The sequence below is a fragment of the Escherichia sp. E2661 genome, assembly GCF_004745185.1.
Lineage (GTDB): Bacteria > Pseudomonadota > Gammaproteobacteria > Enterobacterales > Enterobacteriaceae > Escherichia.
Map to the genome: position 1 here is coordinate 1 of NZ_PDIG01000030.1, position 19,484 is coordinate 19,484.

Below are 19,484 nucleotides of genomic sequence, written 5' to 3' on the forward strand. Positions count from 1 at the left end.
GGATAAACAGACTCAGCGCCCGTAGCCGTACTGTTGTNCCCAGAGTTCCCCGCGCGAGCGGGGATAAACCGTGCTGGCTACGATGGCATACCAGGACTACTCCGTGTTCCCCGCGTCAGCGGGGATAAACCGCACGCCATATATTCAGAAACTGGTCCGGGAAGGTGTTCCCCGCGTCAGCGGGGATAAACCGCTTTAAACATCAGAAATATATCAGCGTCGTTCGTGTTCCCCGCGTCAGCGGGGATAAACCGCACTCCGCGCATAGTTTGCGCACCGCGCTGAAGAGTTCCCCCGCCCCTGCGGTAGAACTCCCAACCCCCATTTTCAACCCCATCAAGACGCCTTCGCCAGCTCCTTCACCAACGGTAACATTATCCGCATAACATCACGGCAGCGGCGTTCTATTCTTCCAGGAAGTGCCTTATCTATATGCTGTTGATTATCCAGTCTTACGTCATGCCAGCTATTTCCTGCAGGGAATGCGGCTGTTTTTGCTCGTTGCTGATAACCATCCTTATTCCCAAGATTCCAGTTTGTCGCTTCCACCGAAAGTACAGCAATGCCCGCTTTGTCGAATATTTCTGCGTCATTACAACACCCAGTGCCTTTCGGATAGTTTTTATTCAAACCTGGATTTGTGGTGGCGGCAATTCCATGACTGCGGGCAATTGCCAGCGCCCGGTCGCGCGTTAATTTCCTTACTGCTTCAGGTGTTTTTACGCCACTGTTGAAATACAGCTTATCGCCAACAATCAGATTATCGAGGTTAATCACCAATAAAGTATTTTTCTTTTCGGTATCACTCATGCGCTTGAGTAAATTCTCAGCGCCTAATTTCCCTTCCTCTTCACCACTGGTGGCAATAAAACGAATCCCATACTCAGTCGGAATATCTTTCAGGCGTTCAGCCAGCTCCAGCATGACACCTAAACCTGCGGCATTATCATCCATTCCTTGTAACGTCAGCCCGCCGAGATTGGCATCTGCATCTGCGTCGCTCTGCGGGGCATAGGTATCCAGATGCGCCATAATGATGATCTGCTGCGGCGCTTTGCCCTCATGAGCGGCAATCACCGTACTTCCCGTCACGTTGTGCCAGTTTTTACGGTTATCGCGTGCGGTATAAATATATCGGCTATTAAATGTTCGAATATCACTGCGGTAACCCATTTGCTGAAACTGTTGCCGAATATAATCGGCAGATAACATTTCTGCGGGTGTTCCGGTCATTCGTCCCGGAAAGAAAGTGGCAATATGTCGCGCCTGTGTATTGGCAAAATCACCAGGTTTAGGTGATGAGGCGTGAACGGGGAGAATAAAGCATACGCCGAGCGCCAGGGCAGCGGTACGGTGGCGCAATGCGGAAAACATAGTGAGTCCTTAAATACCATGCAAAATTTTTACCGCCATAGTATGAAACTGCCGCTGCGCTAAAACAATTTCAAATCTTCCTAAACGCCCGAAATCCGGTAGCTTAAGCACTTTTTGATATTTGCTTTGCCAAAGCGTTATTCCGTTAAGGAACTACTCATTCCAATTGGTAATTTCATTCGTTCTCCTGCGCTCCCTATAGTCGAAACATCTGATGGCAAGAAAATAGCGGTATTGCAAAGGAACGGTTATGGATCAAAAACGACTTACCCACCTGCGGCAACTGGAGGCGGAAAGCATCCACATCATTCGCGAGGTGGCGGCAGAATTCTCAAATCCGGTGATGCTCTACTCTATCGGTAAAGATTCCAGCGTCATGCTGCATCTGGCGCGCAAGGCGTTTTATCCAGGTACGCTGCCGTTCCCACTGCTGCATGTCGATACCGGCTGGAAATTCCGCGAGATGTATGAGTTCCGCGATCGTACGGCGAAAGCTTACGGCTGCGAGTTGCTGGTACATAAAAATCCGGAAGGCGTGGCGATGGGGATTAACCCGTTCGTGCACGGCAGCGCCAAACATACCGACATTATGAAAACCGAAGGTTTGAAACAGGCACTGAATAAATACGGTTTTGATGCCGCTTTCGGTGGCGCACGTCGCGATGAAGAGAAGTCCCGCGCCAAAGAACGAATCTACTCTTTCCGTGACCGATTTCATCGCTGGGATCCGAAAAACCAGCGTCCGGAGTTGTGGCACAACTATAACGGGCAGATCAACAAAGGCGAAAGCATCCGCGTCTTCCCGCTCTCTAACTGGACCGAGCAGGATATCTGGCAATACATCTGGCTGGAAAATATCGACATTGTTCCGCTGTATCTCGCTGCGGAACGTCCGGTTCTGGAACGCGACGGTATGTTGATGATGATTGATGACGACCGTATCGACCTGCAACCGGGTGAAGTGATTAAAAAACGGATGGTTCGCTTCCGCACGCTGGGCTGCTGGCCGCTGACCGGTGCGGTGGAGTCAAATGCACAAACGCTGCCGGAGATCATCGAAGAGATGCTGGTCTCCACCACCAGTGAGCGTCAGGGGCGCGTGATTGACCGCGACCAGGCAGGCTCTATGGAGCTGAAAAAAACGTCAGGGGTATTTTTAAGATGAACACCGCACTTGCACAACAAATCGCCAATGAAGGCGGCGTCGAAGCCTGGATGATTGCGCAACAACATAAAAGCCTGCTGCGTTTTCTGACCTGCGGCAGTGTCGATGACGGCAAAAGTACCCTGATTGGTCGCCTGCTGCACGATACCCGTCAGATCTACGAAGATCAGCTCTCATCGCTGCATAACGACAGCAAACGACACGGCACCCAGGGCGAAAAACTGGATTTGGCGTTGCTGGTGGATGGCCTGCAAGCGGAACGCGAACAGGGCATCACTATCGATGTGGCTTACCGTTATTTCTCTACCGAGAAGCGTAAATTTATTATCGCCGACACCCCCGGGCATGAGCAGTACACCCGCAATATGGCGACCGGCGCGTCAACGTGTGAGCTGGCGATCTTATTGATCGACGCCCGTAAAGGCGTGCTCGATCAAACCCGTCGTCACAGTTTTATCTCCACGCTGTTGGGGATCAAACATCTGGTCGTAGCGATCAACAAAATGGATCTGGTGGATTACAGTGAAGAGACATTCACCCGCATTCGTGAAGACTACCTGACTTTTGCCGAACAATTGCCGGGCAATCTGGATATTCGTTTTGTGCCGCTCTCTGCGCTGGAAGGCGACAATGTGGCTTCGCAAAGCGAAAGTATGCCGTGGTACAGCGGACCGACACTACTCGAAGTGCTGGAAACCGTGGAGATTCAGCGAGTGGTTGATGCCCAGCCGATGCGCTTCCCGGTTCAGTACGTTAACCGCCCGAATCTCGATTTTCGTGGCTACGCCGGAACGCTGGCTTCCGGCAGCGTGCAAGTCGGGCAACGTGTCAAAGTGCTGCCCTCTGGTGTGGAGTCAAGCATCGCGCGGATCGTCACTTTTGATGGCGATCGCGAAGAAGCTTTTGCTGGAGAAGCGATCACCCTGGTGCTGACGGACGAGATCGATATCAGCCGTGGCGATCTGCTGCTGACAGCAGATGAAGCGTTACCGGCAGTGCAGAGCGCGTCAGTTGATGTGGTATGGATGGCGGAGCAACCGCTTTCCCCTGGGCAGAGTTACGACATCAAAATCGCCGGTAAGAAGACGCGCGCCCGCGTTGATGGTATTCACTATCAGGTTGATATTAATAACCTTACCCAACGCGAAGTTGAAAACCTGCCACTGAATGGGATCGGCCTCGTGGATCTCACCTTTGACGAGCCGCTGGTGTTAGATCGTTATCAACAAAATCCGGTGACGGGTGGGCTGATTTTTATCGATCGCCTGAGCAACGTGACTGTTGGTGCCGGTATGGTGCATGAGCCGAAAAACGAGGCCGCCGTTGCGCCGTCGGAATTTAGCGCGTTCGAGCTGGAACTGAATGCGTTAGTACGCCGCCACTTCCCGCACTGGGGCGCGCGCGATTTACTGGGAGGTAAATGATGGCGCGGCATGACGAAAACGTCGTCTGGCATAGCCACCCGGTAACTCCGCAACAGCGTGAACAACACCACGGCCATCGTGGTGTTGTACTGTGGTTTACCGGCCTCTCCGGGTCCGGTAAATCAACCGTCGCGGGCGCGCTGGAAGAAACATTGCATAAACTCGGCGTCAGTACGTATTTGCTGGATGGTGACAACGTCCGCCACGGGCTATGTAGCGATCTCGGTTTTAGCGATGCCGATCGCAAAGAAAATATCCGTCGGGTAGGTGAAGTGGCGAATTTAATGGTTGAAGCCGGACTGGTGGTGCTAACTGCATTTATTTCCCCACACCGTGGCGAACGTCAGATGGTTCGTGAGCGTGTAGGGGAAGGGCGGTTTATCGAAGTATTTGTCGATACGCCACTGGCGATTTGTGAAGCCCGCGATCCAAAAGGCTTGTATAAGAAAGCGCGTGCCGGTGAACTGCGCAACTTTACGGGAATAGACTCCGTTTACGAAGCGCCTGAATCGGCAGAAATTCATCTCAATGGTGAACAATTAGTAACAAATTTGGTTCAGCAATTATTAGATCTACTGAGACAGAACGATATTATCAGATCCTGAGACACCATCGGGTTTTCATGCCCGGTTCGTCAAAGTAACAGGATCAGATATGCGTAATAGCCATAACATTACACTAACAAATAGTGCTAGCCTTACCGAGGACGAAGAAACCACATGGTCGCTACCTGGGGCCGTGGTCGGTTTTGTGTCCTGGCTGTGTGCACTGGCGATTCCGATGTTGATTTATGGCTCTAACACGCTGTTTTTCTTTATCTACACCTGGCCTTTCTTTCTGGCGCTAATGCCTGTTGCGGTGGTGGTAGGTATTGCGCTGCATTCCTTGATGGACGGGAAATTACGCTACAGTATTGTTTTCACTTTTATCACCGTTGGCATTATGTTTGGTGCACTGTTTATGTGGTTGTTGGGCTAATCTGTTCTTTCCTGTTCATTCTGTCCATAATTCAAACCGTAACCAATAATGAGATTATGTTCTGCGCGCCCTGGGTATACGTAACAGTGGACAAATGTGGTACATTTGCCCGCGTTGTCGCGGTATCCCCAACAGAGGATGTAGAGTCGTCTTCGGATGCATGGGATGAGGATGCCGTTTTTCAGGGGGCAGGATGGGTAAACTAACGCTGCTGTTGCTGGCTATTCTGGTCTGGCTACAGTATTCGCTGTGGTTCGGTAAGAACGGTATACATGACTATACCCGCGTCAATGATGATGTGGCGGCACAGCAAGCTACAAACGCGAAACTTAAAGCGCGAAACGATCAGCTTTTTGCCGAAATTGACGATCTCAATGGCGGCCAGGAGGCGCTCGAAGAGCGTGCGCGTAATGAACTCAGCATGACCAGGCCGGGCGAAACTTTTTATCGTCTGGTGCCTGACGCGTCGAAGCGCGCGCAGTCTGCGGGGCAAAACAATCGATAAATCAGCCCAGGAATTAACATGGCAACCACTCATTTGGATGTTTGCGCCGTGGTTCCGGCGGCCGGATTTGGCCGCCGAATGCAAACGGAATGTCCTAAGCAATATCTCTCAATCGGTAATCAAACCATTCTTGAACACTCGGTGCATGCGCTGCTGGCGCATCCCCGGGTGACGCGTGTCGTCATTGCAATAAGCCCTGGCGATAACCGCTTTGCTCAACTTCCTCTGGCGAATCATCCGCAAATCACCGTTGTTGATGGTGGTGAAGAGCGTGCTAATTCCGTGCTGGCAGGTCTGAAAGCCGCTGGCGATGTGCAGTGGGTACTGGTGCATGACGCCGCTCGCCCTTGTCTGCATCAGGATGACCTCGCGCGTCTGTTGGCGTTGAGCGAAACCAGCCGCACGGGAGGGATCCTCGCCGCGCCGGTGCGCGATACGATGAAACGCGCCGAGCCAGGCAAAAATGCCATCGCTCATACCGTTGATCGCAACGGCTTATGGCACGCGCTTACGCCGCAATTTTTCCCTCGTGAGCTGTTACATGACTGCCTGACACGCGCTTTAAATGAAGGCGCTACCATTACTGACGAAGCCTCAGCGCTGGAATACTGCGGTTTTCATCCGCAGCTTGTCGAAGGCCGAGCGGATAACATTAAAGTCACGCGCCCGGAAGATTTGGCGCTTGCCGAATTTTACCTCACCCGAACCATCCATCAGGAGAATACATAATGCGAATTGGACACGGTTTTGATGTTCACGCCTTTGGCGGCGAAGGCCCAATTATCATTGGTGGCGTGCGCATCCCTTATGAAAAAGGGCTGCTGGCACATTCTGATGGCGACGTGGCGCTGCACGCGCTGACCGATGCATTACTTGGTGCAGCGGCGCTGGGGGATATTGGCAAGCTATTCCCGGATACAGATCCCGCATTTAAAGGCGCTGACAGCCGCGAGCTGCTACGCGAAGCCTGGCGACGCATTCAGGCGAAGGGCTATACCCTCGGCAACGTCGATGTCACTATCATCGCTCAGGCACCGAAGATGCTGCCACATATTCCACAAATGCGCGTGTTTATTGCCGAAGATCTCGGCTGCCATATGGATGATGTTAACGTGAAAGCCACTACTACGGAAAAACTCGGATTTACCGGACGTGGGGAAGGGATTGCCTGTGAAGCGGTGGCGCTACTCATTAAGGCAACAAAATGATTGAATTTGATAATCTCACTTACCTCCACGGCAAACCGCAAGGAACCGGGCTGCTGAAAGCCAACCCGGAAGACTTTGTGGTGGTGGAAGATTTAGGCTTTGAGCCTGATGGTGAAGGTGAGCATATCCTGGTGCGAATCCTCAAAAACGGTTGCAATACCCGTTTTGTGGCCGACGCACTGGCGAAATTCCTGAAAATTCATGCCCGTGAAGTCAGCTTCGCTGGGCAAAAAGACAAACATGCCGTTACGGAACAATGGTTATGCGCTCGGGTACCGGGCAAAGAGATGCCTGATCTGAGCGCGTTTCAACTGGAAGGCTGCCAGGTACTGGAGTATGCGCGCCACAAACGTAAACTGCGTTTAGGGGCGCTGAAAGGCAATGCCTTTACCCTGGTGCTGCGAGAAGTGAGCAATCGTGATGACGTTGAACAGCGATTGATCGATATTTGCGTGAAAGGTGTACCGAATTACTTTGGCGCGCAACGTTTTGGTATTGGTGGTAGTAATTTGCAGGGCGCGTTGCGCTGGGCGCAAACCAATACTCCGGTGCGCGATCGCAATAAGCGTAGTTTTTGGTTGTCGGCAGCTCGTAGTGCGTTGTTTAATCAGATTGTTGCTGAGCGTCTCAAAAAAGCAGAAGTTAATCAGGTTGTTGACGGTGATGCGCTACAATTAGCCGGGCGCGGCAGCTGGTTTGTTGCAACCACCGAAGAACTGGCGGAATTACAGCGTCGCGTGAACGATAAAGAGCTGTTAATTACAGCTGCAATGCCGGGTTGCGGCGAATGGGGAACCCAGCGTGAGGCGCTGGCATTCGAACAAGCAGCTGTCGCCGAAGAAACTGAATTACAAGCCTTACTGCTGCGCGAAAAAGTTGAGGCGGCGCGCAGAGCGATGCTGTTATATCCGCAACAATTAAGCTGGAACTGGTGGGATGACGTCACCGTCGAAATCCGTTTCTGGCTTCCGGCAGGAAGCTTTGCAACCAGCGTTGTCAGGGAACTTATCAACACAACAGGTGATTATGCGCATATTGCTGAGTAATGATGACGGGGTACATGCGCCCGGTATACAAACGCTGGCGAAAGCTCTGCGTGAGTTTGCTGACGTTCAGGTGGTCGCCCCCGATCGTAATCGCAGCGGCGCTTCAAATTCCCTGACGCTGGAATCCTCCCTGCGCACGTTTACCTTTGAAAATGGTGATATCGCCGTGCAAATGGGAACCCCGACCGATTGTGTCTATCTTGGCGTGAATGCTCTGATGCGTCCGCGCCCGGATATTGTGGTTTCGGGTATTAACGCCGGGCCGAATCTGGGTGATGATGTTATTTATTCCGGCACGGTAGCCGCCGCGATGGAAGGCCGTCATTTAGGCTTTCCGGCGCTGGCCGTTTCACTTGACGGGCATAAATATTACGACACTGCTGCAGCAGTCACCTGCTCCATTTTGCGCGCACTGTGTAAAGAGCCGCTGCGTACCGGACGTATTCTCAATATCAACGTACCTGATTTACCGCTGGATCAGATTAAAGGTATCCGCGTGACTCGCTGCGGTACACGGCATCCGGCAGATCAAGTGATTCCGCAGCAGGATCCGCGCGGTAATACGCTGTACTGGATTGGCCCGCCGGGCGGTAAGTGTGATGCCGGTCCGGGGACCGATTTTGCTGCGGTAGATGAAGGCTACGTCTCCATCACGCCGCTGCATGTAGATTTAACCGCGCACAACGCGCAAGATGTGGTTTCAGACTGGTTAAACAGCGTGGGAGTTGGCACGCAATGGTAAGCAGACGCGTACAAGCACTTCTGGATCAATTACGTGCGCAAGGTATTCAGGATGAGCAGGTGCTTAATGCACTTGCTGCCGTGCCGCGTGAAAAATTCATCGATGAAGCGTTTGAACAAAAAGCCTGGGACAATATCGCGTTGCCGATAGGTCAGGGGCAGACAATTTCGCAGCCGTATATGGTGGCGCGAATGACTGAATTACTCGAACTGACGCCGCAGTCGCGAGTGCTGGAGATCGGCACTGGTTCAGGATATCAAACAGCAATTCTGGCACATCTTGTCCAGCATGTATGCTCGGTCGAGCGGATTAAAGGATTGCAGTGGCAGGCGCGCAGACGTCTGAAAAATCTTGATTTACACAATGTTTCAACCCGTCACGGCGATGGATGGCAAGGTTGGCAAGCACGTGCGCCGTTTGACGCTATCATTGTAACGGCTGCACCGCCCGAAATTCCGACAGCGTTAATGACGCAACTGGATGAAGGCGGCATTCTCGTCTTACCCGTAGGGGAAGAGCACCAGTATTTAAAGCGGGTGCGTCGTCGGGGAGGCGAATTTATTATCGACACCGTGGAGGCTGTGCGCTTTGTTCCCTTAGTAAAGGGGGAGCTGGCTTAGCGCGTGAGGAAAATACCTGGAATTTTCCTGGTTATTTTGCAGCAGGTCAGCGTATCGTGAACATCTTTTCCAGTGTTCAGTAGGGTGCCTTGCACGGTAATTATGTCACTGGTTATTAACCAATTTTTTCCTGGGGGATAAATGAGCGCGGGAAGCCCAAAATTCACCGTTCGCCGTATTGCGGCTTTGTCACTGGTTTCACTATGGTTGGCTGGCTGTTCTGACACTTCAAATCCACCGGCACCGGTCAGCTCTGTCAATGGCAATGCGCCTGCAAATACCAATTCTGGTATGTTGATTACGCCGCCACCGAAAATGGGGACGACGTCTACAACGCAGCAACCGCAAATTCAGCCGGTACAACAGCCACAAATTCAATCGGCTCAACAGCCGCAAATCCAACCGGTACAGCCTGTTGCCCAACAACCTGTGCAAATGGAAAACGGACGCATCGTCTATAACCGTCAGTACGGGAATATTCCGAAAGGCAGTTATAGCGGCAGTACTTACACCGTGAAAAAAGGCGACACACTTTTCTATATCGCCTGGATTACTGGCAACGATTTCCGTGACCTTGCCCAACGCAACAATATTCAGGCGCCTTACGCTCTGAACGTAGGTCAGACCTTACAGGTGGGGAATGCTTCCGGTACGCCAATCACTGGCGGAAATGCCATTACCCAGGCCGACGCAGCAGAGCAAGGAGTTGTGATCAAGCCTGCACAAAATTCCACCGTTGCTGTTGCGTCGCAACCGACAATTACGTATTCTGAATCTTCGGGTGAACAGAGTGCTAACAAAATGTTGCCGAACAACAAGCCAACTGCGACCACGGTCACAGCGCCTGTAACGGTACCAACAGCAAGCACAACCGAGCCAACTGTCAGCAGTACAACAACCAGTACGCCGATCTCCACCTGGCGCTGGCCGACTGAGGGCAAAGTGATTGAAACCTTTGGTGCTTCTGAGGGAGGCAACAAGGGGATTGACATCGCAGGTAGCAAAGGACAGGCAATTATCGCGACCGCAGATGGCCGCGTTGTTTATGCCGGTAATGCGCTGCGCGGCTACGGTAATCTGATTATCATCAAACATAATGATGATTACCTGAGTGCCTACGCCCATAACGACACAATGCTGGTCCGGGAACAACAAGAAGTTAAGGCGGGGCAAAAAATAGCGACCATGGGTAGCACCGGAACCAGTTCAACACGCTTGCATTTTGAAATTCGTTACAAGGGGAAATCCGTAAACCCGCTGCGTTATTTGCCGCAGCGATAAATCGGCGGAACCAGGCTTTTGCTTGAATGTTCCGTCAAGGGATCACGGGTAGGAGCCACCTTATGAGTCAGAATACGCTGAAAGTTCATGATTTAAATGAAGACGCGGAATTTGATGAGAATGGAGTTGAGGTTTTTGACGAAAAGGCCTTAGTTGAAGAGGAACCCAGTGATAACGATTTGGCCGAAGAGGAGCTGTTATCGCAGGGCGCAACACAGCGTGTGCTGGACGCGACTCAGCTTTATCTTGGTGAGATTGGTTATTCGCCACTGTTAACGGCCGAAGAAGAAGTTTATTTTGCGCGTCGCGCACTGCGTGGTGATGTCGCCTCTCGCCGCCGGATGATCGAGAGTAACTTGCGTCTGGTGGTAAAAATTGCCCGCCGTTATGGCAATCGTGGTCTGGCGCTGCTGGACCTTATCGAAGAGGGTAACCTGGGGCTGATCCGCGCGGTTGAGAAGTTTGACCCGGAACGTGGTTTCCGCTTCTCAACTTACGCAACCTGGTGGATTCGCCAGACGATCGAACGGGCCATTATGAACCAAACCCGTACTATTCGTTTGCCGATTCACATCGTAAAGGAGCTGAACGTTTACCTGCGAACCGCACGTGAGTTGTCCCATAAGCTGGACCACGAACCGAGCGCGGAAGAGATCGCAGAGCAACTGGATAAGCCAGTTGATGACGTCAGCCGTATGCTTCGTCTTAACGAGCGCATTACCTCGGTAGACACCCCATTGGGTGGTGATTCCGAAAAAGCGTTGCTGGATATCCTGGCCGATGAAAAAGAGAACGGTCCGGAAGACACCACGCAAGATGACGATATGAAACAAAGCATCGTCAAATGGCTGTTCGAACTGAACGCCAAGCAGCGTGAAGTGCTGGCTCGTCGATTCGGTTTGCTGGGGTACGAAGCGGCAACACTGGAAGATGTAGGTCGTGAAATTGGCCTCACCCGTGAACGTGTTCGCCAGATTCAGGTTGAAGGCCTGCGCCGTCTGCGTGAGATTTTGCAGACTCAGGGGCTGAATATCGAAGCGCTGTTCCGCGAATAAGCAAGCATCTGTCAGAAAGGCCAGTCTCATATGAGGCTGGCCTTTTTCTTTTGGTTGGTGAGTCGGTGTGTTTGCAGGCTGGATAAGACGCGATAGCGTCGCATCCGGCAATTTGCACCCTATGTGTTCATCATCTTGCGCACCAGCTGCATAAACAGCTCCTGCTCTTCTGCACTCAAACGCCCCAAAAATTCTTCATCCACGCCGTCACCAATCGGTATCGCCGCAGCAAGTACCTTTTCTCCTTCGGCAGTCAGCCAGACAAAGCGCCGTCGCTTATCGACGGTGTCATGCTCTCGTCTGACCAGGCCACGATTTTCCATTCTTGCCAGAATTTCCGCCAGCGTAGCCTTAGTGCTGACAGCTGCTTCTATCAGCGCAACCTGCTCTATACCGGGTTGTCCAGCAATAGCGCGCATCACCGCGTACTGCGGTTTAGTCAGGTCAGGTAACTCATGCTGCCAGCGAGACGTGTGCTGCTGAAAAAGCTGTCGTAACTGATGGAACGCTTTATTTCGTAACGCCATGTAAACTCCGGGCTAACTTTCTGCCGCTATCATAGCTGTTTTTCAGTGACGAAGGGGATGTTGTTACTTTTCCGCACTTGCCGCTACGTGAATAGAAGGGTATGTTAATAATAACGTTCGTGTACGAACAATTAAGGAAATAAAAAATGAGACTGATTGTCGGGATGACTGGGGCTACAGGTGCGCCTCTTGGTGTGGCATTACTGCAAGCACTAAAGAAGATGCCCGGTGTTGAAACACATCTCGTGATGTCGAAGTGGGCGAAAACTACCATTGAACTGGAAACGCCCTACAGCGTCCACGATGTCGCGGCCCTGGCAGACTATTGCCATAACCCGGCGGATCAGGCGGCGACTATCTCCTCAGGTTCCTTTCGTACCGATGGCATGATCGTTATTCCGTGCAGCATGAAGACGCTGGCTGGTATCCGTGCTGGCTATGCCGATGGGCTGGTGGGGCGCGCTGCTGATGTTGTTCTCAAAGAAGGGCGCAAGCTGGTGCTGGTGCCGCGTGAAATGCCGCTCAGTACTATCCACCTTGAAAATATGCTCGCGCTTTCCCGTATGGGCGTGGCGATGATACCGCCCATGCCTGCCTTCTATAACCATCCCGAAACGGTAGATGACATTGTCCACCACGTGGTTGCCCGCGTGATGGATCAGTTTGGCCTCGAACATCCTCAAGCCAGGCGCTGGCAAGGATTGCCGCAGTCCGGGAGTTTTTCTCAGGAGAATGAATAATGGCTTTTGATGATTTACGCAGCTTTTTACAGGCGCTCGACGACCAGGGACAATTGCTGAAAATCAGTGAAGAGGTTAACGCCGAGCCAGATCTGGCTGCTGCTGCCAATGCCACCGGGCGTATCGGCGACGGCGCACCCGCGCTGTGGTTTGATAATATTCGCGGCTTTACCGATGCGCGAGTGGCGATGAACACCATCGGTTCCTGGCAGAACCACGCGATTTCCCTCGGCCTGCCGCCGAACACGCCGGTTAAAAAACAGATTGATGAGTTTATCCGCCGCTGGGATAACTTCCCGATTGCCCCGGAGCGCCGCGCAAATCCAGCCTGGGCGCAGAACACTGTCGATGGCGAAGAGATTAACCTGTTCGATATTCTGCCGCTGTTTCGCCTGAACGATGGTGATGGCGGTTTCTATCTCGATAAAGCCTGCGTGGTTTCCCGCGATCCGCTCGACCCGGATAACTTCGGCAAGCAGAATGTCGGCATCTACCGTATGGAAGTGAAAGGCAAGCGTAAGCTCGGCCTGCAACCGGTGCCAATGCACGATATCGCCCTGCATCTGCATAAAGCGGAAGAGCGTGGCGAAGATTTGCCGATAGCCATCACCCTTGGTAACGATCCGATCATCACGCTGATGGGCGCTACACCGCTGAAATACGATCAGTCTGAGTACGAAATGGCGGGCGCATTGCGCGAAAGCCCATCACCCGATCGCTACCGCCCCGCTGACCGGTTTTGATGTGCCGTGGGGCTCGGAAGTAATCCTCGAAGGGGTTATCGAAAGCCGCAAACGCGAGATTGAAGGACCGTTCGGTGAGTTTACCGGCCACTACTCCGGCGGGCGCAACATGACCGTGGTGCGCATCGATAAAGTCTCTTACCGCACGAAACCGATTTTCGAATCGCTCTATCTCGGTATGCCGTGGACCGAAATCGACTACCTGATGGGGCCAGCCACCTGTGTGCCGCTGTATCAGCAACTGAAAGCTGAGTTCCCGGAAGTACAGGCGGTAAACGCCATGTACACCCACGGCCTGCTGGCGATTATCTCCACCAAAAAACGCTACGGCGGCTTTGCCCGCGCGGTGGGCCTGCGTGCGATGACCACGCCGCACGGTCTGGGCTATGTGAAGATGGTGATTATGGTCGATGAAGACGTTGATCCGTTCAACCTGCCGCAGGTGATGTGGGCGCTCTCCTCGAAAGTGAACCCGGCAGGGGATTTGGTGCAGTTGCCGAATATGTCCGTGCTGGAACTCGACCCAGGCTCAAGCCCGGCGGGGATCACCGACAAGCTGATTATCGACGCAACCACGCCTGTCGCCCCGGACAACCGTGGTCACTATAGCCAGCCGGTGGTGGATTTACCGGAGACCAAAGCCTGGGCTGAAAAACTGACCGCTATGCTGGCCGCACGTAAATAAGGAGAACAAGATGATTTGTCCACGTTGTGCCGATGAACAGATTGAAGTGATGGCGAAATCGCCGGTGAAAGATGTCTGGACGGTCTACCAGTGCCAGCATTGCCTTTATACCTGGCGCGATACCGAACCGCTACGCCGCACCAGCCGCGAACATTATCCGGAGGCGTTTCGTATGACGCAGAAAGATATTGATGACGCGCCAATGGTGCCGAGCATTCCGCCACTGCTGGCGGCAGATAAGCGCTAAATAAAAAGGTCCGATGCCCATCGGACCTTTTTATTAAGGTCAAATTACCGCCCATACGCACCAGGTAATTAAGAATCCGGTAAAACCGAGAATGGTCGTTAACACTGTCCAGGTTTTCAGACCGTCTGCTACCGACAAGCCAAGATATTTGGTCACAATCCAGAACCCTGAGTCATTAATATGTGACGCGCCAAGCCCACCAAAGCAGGCCGCCAGTGTCACCAGTACGCACTGAATCGGATTCAATCCCATCACCGCTTCCGAGAGTAATCCACCGGTTGTCAGGATTGCTACGGTGGCTGAACCCTGCGATGCGCGCAGCGCCAGAGAAATAATAAATGCCGCAGGCAACAGAGGCAGGTCAATCATTTGTAACATATTGGCAAGGGCTTTACCGACGCCAGACTCCACCAGCACTTTGCCAAATACCCCACCGGCACCAGTAACCAGAATCACTACCGCCGCAGTGGGAAGGGCTGAGCCCATAATGTCGCTGGTGTGTTGTAAGCTCCAGCCGCGACGTAAGGCCAGTAACCAGAATGCCAGCACCAGCGCAATCATCAGAGCCACCATCGGTGAGCCGAGCAGTTGCAGCGTACCAAGCAGGGGATGCGAGGCTGGCATTAGCGTTGCGGAAACCGTACCCGCCATAATAATCGCGATAGGAATAACAATTAATGAGGTGACCAGCGCGACGCCCGGCGGATTTATTTTATCGCTTAATTTTGTCTCGCCTTCCTCACTGGCTGGTGCCAGCTGCATCTGTTCCAGTACTTCCACCGACATCGCATATTGGCGCTTATTGATTATTTTCGCTGCAAAATAGCCGACAATGCCTACAGGAATAGAAATTGCGATACCGATTATGGTCAGCCAGCCGATGTCTGCGTGGAGTAGCCCGGCAGCGGCAACGGGGCCTGGATGCGGCGGTACTGCCACGTGAACAGTAAGCATTATCCCGGCGACCGGCAGGCCAAATTTAAGCGGCGATATTTTGGCAACCTTGGCAAAACCGTAAATGATTGGCGCAAGAATAATAAAGCCGACATCAAAGAAAACAGGAATACCGAGGAAGAACGCTGCCAGAGTCAGTGCGGCAATAGTCCGTTTGTCTCCTAACTTGCGGCTGAAATAATTAGCCAGCGACTCTGCACCGCCAGAGTGTTCAATCATGCGACCCAGCATGGCACCAAGGCCGATAATGATGGTGACGGAGCCAAGCACACCGCCCATCCCGGCGATCATCACTTTACCCACTTCGCCCGCCGGGATACCCGCCGCAAGTGCGACTAACAGGCTGACGAGAAGCAGAGCAACGAATGGTTGTACCTTTGCCTTGATGACCAGCAGCAACAGCATGATTACGCCAGCTAACGCAATGCATAACAATGTAATTGTGGACATGGAAAACCCTGTCTGAAAGTTATAGTTAACCTACCCCATCCGTAGATGGGGGGGATGTATGGGTACGTTGTAATTATGGATTGAGCGAATTAGCGCCAGGCGTCAAACCAGCCAAGCCCTTCTTCGGTGAGGCCACGAGGTTTGTATTCACAACCGATCCAGCCCTGATATCCCACCTCATCGAACTGGCGGAACAGCCACGGATAGTTGATCTCACCATCGTCCGGTTCATGTCGATCGGGCAGTCCGGCAATTTGTACGTGGGCATATTTCCCGGCGTAATCACGGATTAAATGCGTCAGGTCGCCATCCACTTTTTGCGCATGGAAAGTATCTAGTTGAATAAACACGTTATCTCGCGCAACCTCTTCAACAATAGCCAGTGCCTGATACTGGCTGGAGAAGAGATAATGAGGTTTAACGCCGGGGCTGAGTGCTTCAACCAAAACTCGCTTGCCGTGCGGCGCAAAGCGGTCGGCAGCGTAGCGGAGATTATCGATAAAAACAGCCCGATACCGTTCAGCGTCTTCGCCTGCGGGCACGACGCCTGCCATCACATGGACTTGTTCACAATTGAGCGCCAATGCATATTCCAGTGCCAGGTCGATGTCTGCGCGTGCTTCGTGCTCACGTCCGGGAAGGGCGGATAATCCCCATTCCCCCGCATTAACATCTCCGGGAGCGGTATTGAACAGCGCCAGCGTCAGATGATTTTGCGCCAGTTGCTGCCGGATTTGCTGGGTGGAGTAGTCATAGGGAAACAGAAATTCCACAGCATCAAACCCGGCTTTTCGCGCTGCGGCGAAGCGTTCAATAAAAGGCACTTCGGTGAACATCATGGATAAATTAGCTGCAAAACGAGGCATTGCATTAACTCCTTAATTCCGCAATTTCACCTGCGGTCAGATAGCGGATCGGGCGGTCACCGAGAATAAAAATCAGCTTTGCCGTTTCCTCCAGTTCTTCCATATTGTTGGCGGCTTCTTGCAGGCTTTCACCGCAAACGACTGGGCCATGATTTGCCAGTAAAAAAGCCTGATTATCTGCTGCTAGTTCCGCCAGATCCTGCGCGATGCGTTTATCGCCCGGGCGGTAATAGGGCACCAGGCGGGACATTTCCCATCCGCATCACCACGTATGGTGTGAACGGACGAATAACGTTGCTGCTGTCCAGCCCTTGCAGGCAGGAAAGCGCCGTCGACCATGTGCTGTGCAAATGCACCACCGCTTTACAGCGCGGATTGTTGCGATACAGCGCCAGATGAAAGAGCACTTCTTTCGAGGGTTTGTCACCACTTAGCCATTCACCATCAGCGGTAACTTTGGAAAGTCGCTGCGGATCGAGATTGCCCAGGCAAGAGCCTGTCGGCGTCGCCAGTAAATTCCCGTCAGGTAAAAGCAGAGACAGATTGCCAGCCGAACCGGTGGCATAGCCGCGCTGAAAGAATGAACTGGCAATCCGCGTCATCTCCTCTCGCAAAGACTGCTCTGCTTTTGCGAAATCGCTCATGGTAAAAACTCTCTTTGGGCTCGTGAAAAAAAGACCTCATCGCCGAAGTTGCCGGATTTAAGGGCGAGTGAGACAGGCTTATCCAGTGCGTTTACCCACGGCACGCCGGGGGAAATGGTTGGGCCAATATGAAACCCTTTTATGCCCAGGCTCTGTGTGACTACGCCGGAGGTCTCACCGCCTGCGACAATAAAACGTGTCACGCCTTCCGCTGCTAACCGCGTCGCTAGTTGAGAAAACAGCGCCTCCACTGCCTGACTGGCTTTTTGTGCACCGTATTGCTGTTGAATTGCTGCCAGTGCGTCAGTGCTGGCGGTGGCAAAAACCAGAGGAGCAAGTTCACTTTCCTGGCTCAGAACCCATTCCGCCAGTTCGTGTGCATAAGCGGCCAGAGTTTCAGTTGAGAGGCAGCGTGCCACATCAACTTCACGGGCTGGTGCAATTTGACGGTAATGTGCCACCTGGCGGTTGGTCATTTGAGAGCATGACCCGGAGAGCACTACGCCGCGCCCAGCGAGCGGATGCCCCGCTTCGCGCGCCTGGCTACCGTTTTCTTGCGCCCACTGCCGGGCAAGGCCAATCGCCAGGCCAGAACCGCCCGTTACCAGTGCGGCATCGCGTAAGGCTTCTCCCTGTATTTCCAGATGGTGTTCGGTCAGCGCATCAAGCACCGCGTAGCGATAGCCCTCTTGCTGTAAGCGAGCCAGTTCCTGACGCACGGCTTCCACACCTTGTTCGAAAACATGCGCCGAAACGACGCCGCAGCGCCCTGTGGATTGCGCTTCAACCAGACGGGGAAGGTAGCTGTCGGTCATGGGATTTACCGGATGATGGCGCATCCCGGATTCGGCCAGTAGTTGATTCATAACGAACAAATAACCCTGATAAACCGTGCGTCCGTTGACCGGCAGAGCCGGAGAGAAGACCGTAAACGGCGTGTCGAGAGCATCCATTAATGCATCGGTAACCGGGCCGATATTACCTTTCGCCGTACTGTCGAAAGTGGAGCAGTATTTGAAATAAATCTGGCGGCAACCGTGTAGTTGCAACCAGCGAAGAGCCGCCAGCGATTGCTGTGTGGCTTCAGCCACCGGGCAGGAGCGCGTTTTCAGACTGATTACCAGCGCGTCGATTGCCTCCGGCATTTCACCTGTTGGAACACCGTTGATTTGTACCGTTGGTAGACCGTTTTCCACCAGAAAACTGGCGATATCCGTTGCGCCGGTAAAATCATCGGCGATAACGCCAATTTTGATCATGATTTCGCTCCCGGTAGGGTGATGCCAGAGAAAATCTTGATGACTGCGCTATCGTCTTCTTTCCCGTAACCCGCGTTGCTGGCGCTGGTGAACATATTCAATGCTGTTGAGGCCAATGGCAGCGGGAAGTGCAGGGCTTTGGCGGTATCGGCAACCAGACCAAGATCCTTAACAAAAATATCGACGGCTGAATGCGGGGTGTAATCGCCATCCACCACATGACGCATCCGGTTTTCGAACATCCAGGAATTTCCGGCGGCATTGGTCACGACGTCATACATTACATCCAGTGGGATTCCCGCACGGGCAGCAAGCGCCATCGCTTCGGCTCCGGCCGCAATATGCACGCCCGCTAACAGCTGGTGGATAATTTTTACGGTCGAACCTAGTCCCGGTTCTGCGCCAATGCGATAAACTTTTCCGGCAACGGCTTCCAGCACGGGAGCCAGGCGTTCAAAGGCAACATCGCTACCGGAGGCCATGACGGTCATTTCACCGTTAGCAGCTTTTACCGCACCACCAGAAACCGGCGCATCCAGCATTTCCAGATTGAACCCAGCTAAAGCGGTAGCAATTTCTTGCGCATCAGCACTGGCGATAGTGGAAGAAACCATTACTGCCGTACCGGGTTTCAGATGTTGTGCAACACCTTTTTCACCAAACAGCACCTGTTTAACCTGGGCCGCATTGACCACCAGCACCAGAAGAGCGTCCAGTTTTTCGGCAAACGTCGCGGCGTTATCAGAAACCCCGCAAGCACCAGCCTCTTTCAACGTAGCGCAGGCATTGCTGTTCAGGTCTGCGCCCCAGGTAGAAAGACCTGCGCGGACACATGACAGCGCCGCTCCCATTCCCATTGATCCCAAACCAACGATTCCGACATGAAACTCAGATCCCGTCTTCATCTGCTCTCCTTGTTAATTTAAGTGATATTTTGTTTGATGTTGTGAATATAAGCGCCAGGAGATAAC

The 19,484-nt window shown here is 52.9% G+C and carries 20 protein-coding genes and 2 pseudogenes; 15 read left to right on the forward strand and 7 right to left on the reverse strand.

Annotation, left to right across the window (positions count from 1 at the left end; genetic code table 11):
* Nucleotides 1–336: 336 nt before the first annotated feature.
* The gene (gene iap / locus CRI63_RS14810) at nucleotides 337–1,374 is read right to left on the reverse strand and encodes an alkaline phosphatase isozyme conversion aminopeptidase (RefSeq protein ID WP_130214491.1); all 1,038 of its coding nucleotides are present in this window, start codon (nucleotides 1,372–1,374) and stop codon (nucleotides 337–339) included.
* 250 nt (nucleotides 1,375–1,624) lie between these two features.
* Between iap and cysD the strand changes: the two genes are divergently transcribed.
* The 12 genes from cysD to rpoS all read left to right on the forward strand — a co-directional run bounded on the left by cysD (nucleotide 1,625) and on the right by rpoS (nucleotide 11,398).
* A complete protein-coding gene (gene cysD / locus CRI63_RS14815; protein WP_135519961.1) occupies nucleotides 1,625–2,539 on the forward strand; it encodes a sulfate adenylyltransferase subunit CysD in 915 nt (304 codons plus the stop codon).
* Nucleotides 2,536–3,963 carry a sulfate adenylyltransferase subunit CysN gene (gene cysN / locus CRI63_RS14820; protein WP_135519963.1) on the forward strand — a complete coding sequence of 476 codons (1,428 nt, stop codon included), beginning with the start codon at nucleotides 2,536–2,538 and terminating at the stop codon, nucleotides 3,961–3,963. Before cysD ends, cysN begins: the two co-directional genes overlap by 4 nt.
* Nucleotides 3,963–4,568 carry an adenylyl-sulfate kinase gene (cysC, locus tag CRI63_RS14825; RefSeq protein ID WP_135519999.1) on the forward strand — a complete coding sequence of 202 codons (606 nt, stop codon included), beginning with the start codon at nucleotides 3,963–3,965 and terminating at the stop codon, nucleotides 4,566–4,568. Before cysN ends, cysC begins: the two co-directional genes overlap by 1 nt.
* Before the next feature lie 49 nt (nucleotides 4,569–4,617).
* Complete coding sequence (locus tag CRI63_RS14830) at nucleotides 4,618–4,941, forward strand: DUF3561 family protein (RefSeq protein WP_130221529.1); 324 nt, start codon at nucleotides 4,618–4,620, stop codon at nucleotides 4,939–4,941.
* 193 nt (nucleotides 4,942–5,134) lie between these two features.
* Nucleotides 5,135–5,446 (forward strand): cell division protein FtsB, encoded by a 312-nt coding sequence (gene ftsB / locus CRI63_RS14835; protein ID WP_000517476.1) that lies wholly within the window; start codon nucleotides 5,135–5,137, stop codon nucleotides 5,444–5,446.
* Between the two features lie 18 nt (nucleotides 5,447–5,464).
* On the forward strand, nucleotides 5,465–6,175 hold the full coding sequence (gene ispD, locus CRI63_RS14840; protein ID WP_135488867.1) for a 2-C-methyl-D-erythritol 4-phosphate cytidylyltransferase: 711 nt from the start codon (nucleotides 5,465–5,467) through the stop codon (nucleotides 6,173–6,175).
* Complete coding sequence (gene ispF, locus CRI63_RS14845; protein ID WP_001219242.1) at nucleotides 6,175–6,654, forward strand: 2-C-methyl-D-erythritol 2,4-cyclodiphosphate synthase; 480 nt, start codon at nucleotides 6,175–6,177, stop codon at nucleotides 6,652–6,654. The genes ispD and ispF overlap by 1 nt, the downstream gene beginning before the upstream one ends.
* Nucleotides 6,651–7,700 carry a tRNA pseudouridine(13) synthase TruD gene (gene truD / locus CRI63_RS14850; protein ID WP_135519965.1) on the forward strand — a complete coding sequence of 350 codons (1,050 nt, stop codon included), beginning with the start codon at nucleotides 6,651–6,653 and terminating at the stop codon, nucleotides 7,698–7,700. The genes ispF and truD overlap by 4 nt, the downstream gene beginning before the upstream one ends.
* Entirely contained in the window at nucleotides 7,681–8,442 is a 762-nt protein-coding gene (gene surE / locus CRI63_RS14855; protein ID WP_135519967.1) for a 5'/3'-nucleotidase SurE, read from the forward strand. The genes truD and surE overlap by 20 nt, the downstream gene beginning before the upstream one ends.
* Nucleotides 8,436–9,062 (forward strand): protein-L-isoaspartate O-methyltransferase, encoded by a 627-nt coding sequence (gene pcm, locus CRI63_RS14860; protein ID WP_000254703.1) that lies wholly within the window; start codon nucleotides 8,436–8,438, stop codon nucleotides 9,060–9,062. The genes surE and pcm overlap by 7 nt, the downstream gene beginning before the upstream one ends.
* Nucleotides 9,063–9,203: 141 nt before the next feature.
* On the forward strand, nucleotides 9,204–10,343 hold the full coding sequence (gene nlpD, locus CRI63_RS14865; protein WP_130214482.1) for a murein hydrolase activator NlpD: 1,140 nt from the start codon (nucleotides 9,204–9,206) through the stop codon (nucleotides 10,341–10,343).
* Between the two features lie 62 nt (nucleotides 10,344–10,405).
* Nucleotides 10,406–11,398, forward strand: a complete 993-nt coding sequence (gene rpoS, locus CRI63_RS14870; RefSeq protein ID WP_000081550.1) for an RNA polymerase sigma factor RpoS — start codon at nucleotides 10,406–10,408, stop codon at nucleotides 11,396–11,398.
* 119 nt (nucleotides 11,399–11,517) lie between these two features.
* Here the strand turns inward: rpoS and CRI63_RS14875 are convergent, their stop codons facing one another.
* The gene (locus tag CRI63_RS14875) at nucleotides 11,518–11,925 is read right to left on the reverse strand and encodes a MarR family transcriptional regulator (protein WP_135519969.1); all 408 of its coding nucleotides are present in this window, start codon (nucleotides 11,923–11,925) and stop codon (nucleotides 11,518–11,520) included.
* A 146-nt stretch (nucleotides 11,926–12,071) separates the two neighbouring features.
* Between CRI63_RS14875 and CRI63_RS14880 the strand changes: the two genes are divergently transcribed.
* The 3 genes and pseudogenes from CRI63_RS14880 (at nucleotide 12,072) to CRI63_RS14890 (ending at nucleotide 14,340) form a co-directional block, all read left to right on the forward strand.
* Nucleotides 12,072–12,665, forward strand: coding sequence for a non-oxidative hydroxyarylic acid decarboxylases subunit B (locus CRI63_RS14880; protein ID WP_135519971.1), 594 nt, complete (start codon nucleotides 12,072–12,074; stop codon nucleotides 12,663–12,665).
* A pseudogene (locus CRI63_RS14885) lies at nucleotides 12,665–14,093 on the forward strand (non-oxidative hydroxyarylic acid decarboxylases subunit C). Before CRI63_RS14880 ends, CRI63_RS14885 begins: the two are co-directional and overlap by 1 nt.
* 10 nt (nucleotides 14,094–14,103) lie before the next feature.
* Nucleotides 14,104–14,340: a non-oxidative hydroxyarylic acid decarboxylases subunit D gene (locus CRI63_RS14890; RefSeq protein ID WP_000562980.1), complete on the forward strand. Its 237-nt coding sequence runs from the start codon at nucleotides 14,104–14,106 to the stop codon at nucleotides 14,338–14,340.
* A gap of 39 nt (nucleotides 14,341–14,379) precedes the next feature.
* Here the strand turns inward: CRI63_RS14890 and CRI63_RS14895 are convergent, their stop codons facing one another.
* The 5 genes and pseudogenes from CRI63_RS14895 to ltnD all read right to left on the reverse strand — a co-directional run bounded on the left by CRI63_RS14895 (nucleotide 14,380) and on the right by ltnD (nucleotide 19,418).
* Nucleotides 14,380–15,744: a GntP family transporter gene (locus CRI63_RS14895; RefSeq protein WP_130221535.1), complete on the reverse strand. Its 1,365-nt coding sequence runs from the start codon at nucleotides 15,742–15,744 to the stop codon at nucleotides 14,380–14,382.
* An 89-nt stretch (nucleotides 15,745–15,833) separates the two neighbouring features.
* Entirely contained in the window at nucleotides 15,834–16,610 is a 777-nt protein-coding gene (locus tag CRI63_RS14900; RefSeq protein ID WP_135519973.1) for an HPr family phosphocarrier protein, read from the reverse strand.
* A gap of 4 nt (nucleotides 16,611–16,614) precedes the next feature.
* Nucleotides 16,615–17,254, reverse strand: a pseudogene (locus tag CRI63_RS14905) (aldolase).
* Nucleotides 17,251–18,513 carry a 3-oxo-tetronate kinase gene (gene otnK / locus CRI63_RS14910; protein WP_135519975.1) on the reverse strand — a complete coding sequence of 421 codons (1,263 nt, stop codon included), beginning with the start codon at nucleotides 18,511–18,513 and terminating at the stop codon, nucleotides 17,251–17,253. The pseudogene CRI63_RS14905 and the gene otnK overlap by 4 nt, the downstream one beginning before the upstream one ends.
* Nucleotides 18,510–19,418 (reverse strand): L-threonate dehydrogenase, encoded by a 909-nt coding sequence (gene ltnD, locus CRI63_RS14915; RefSeq protein ID WP_130214469.1) that lies wholly within the window; start codon nucleotides 19,416–19,418, stop codon nucleotides 18,510–18,512. Before ltnD ends, otnK begins: the two co-directional genes overlap by 4 nt.
* Between the last annotated feature and the right edge of the window lie 66 nt (nucleotides 19,419–19,484).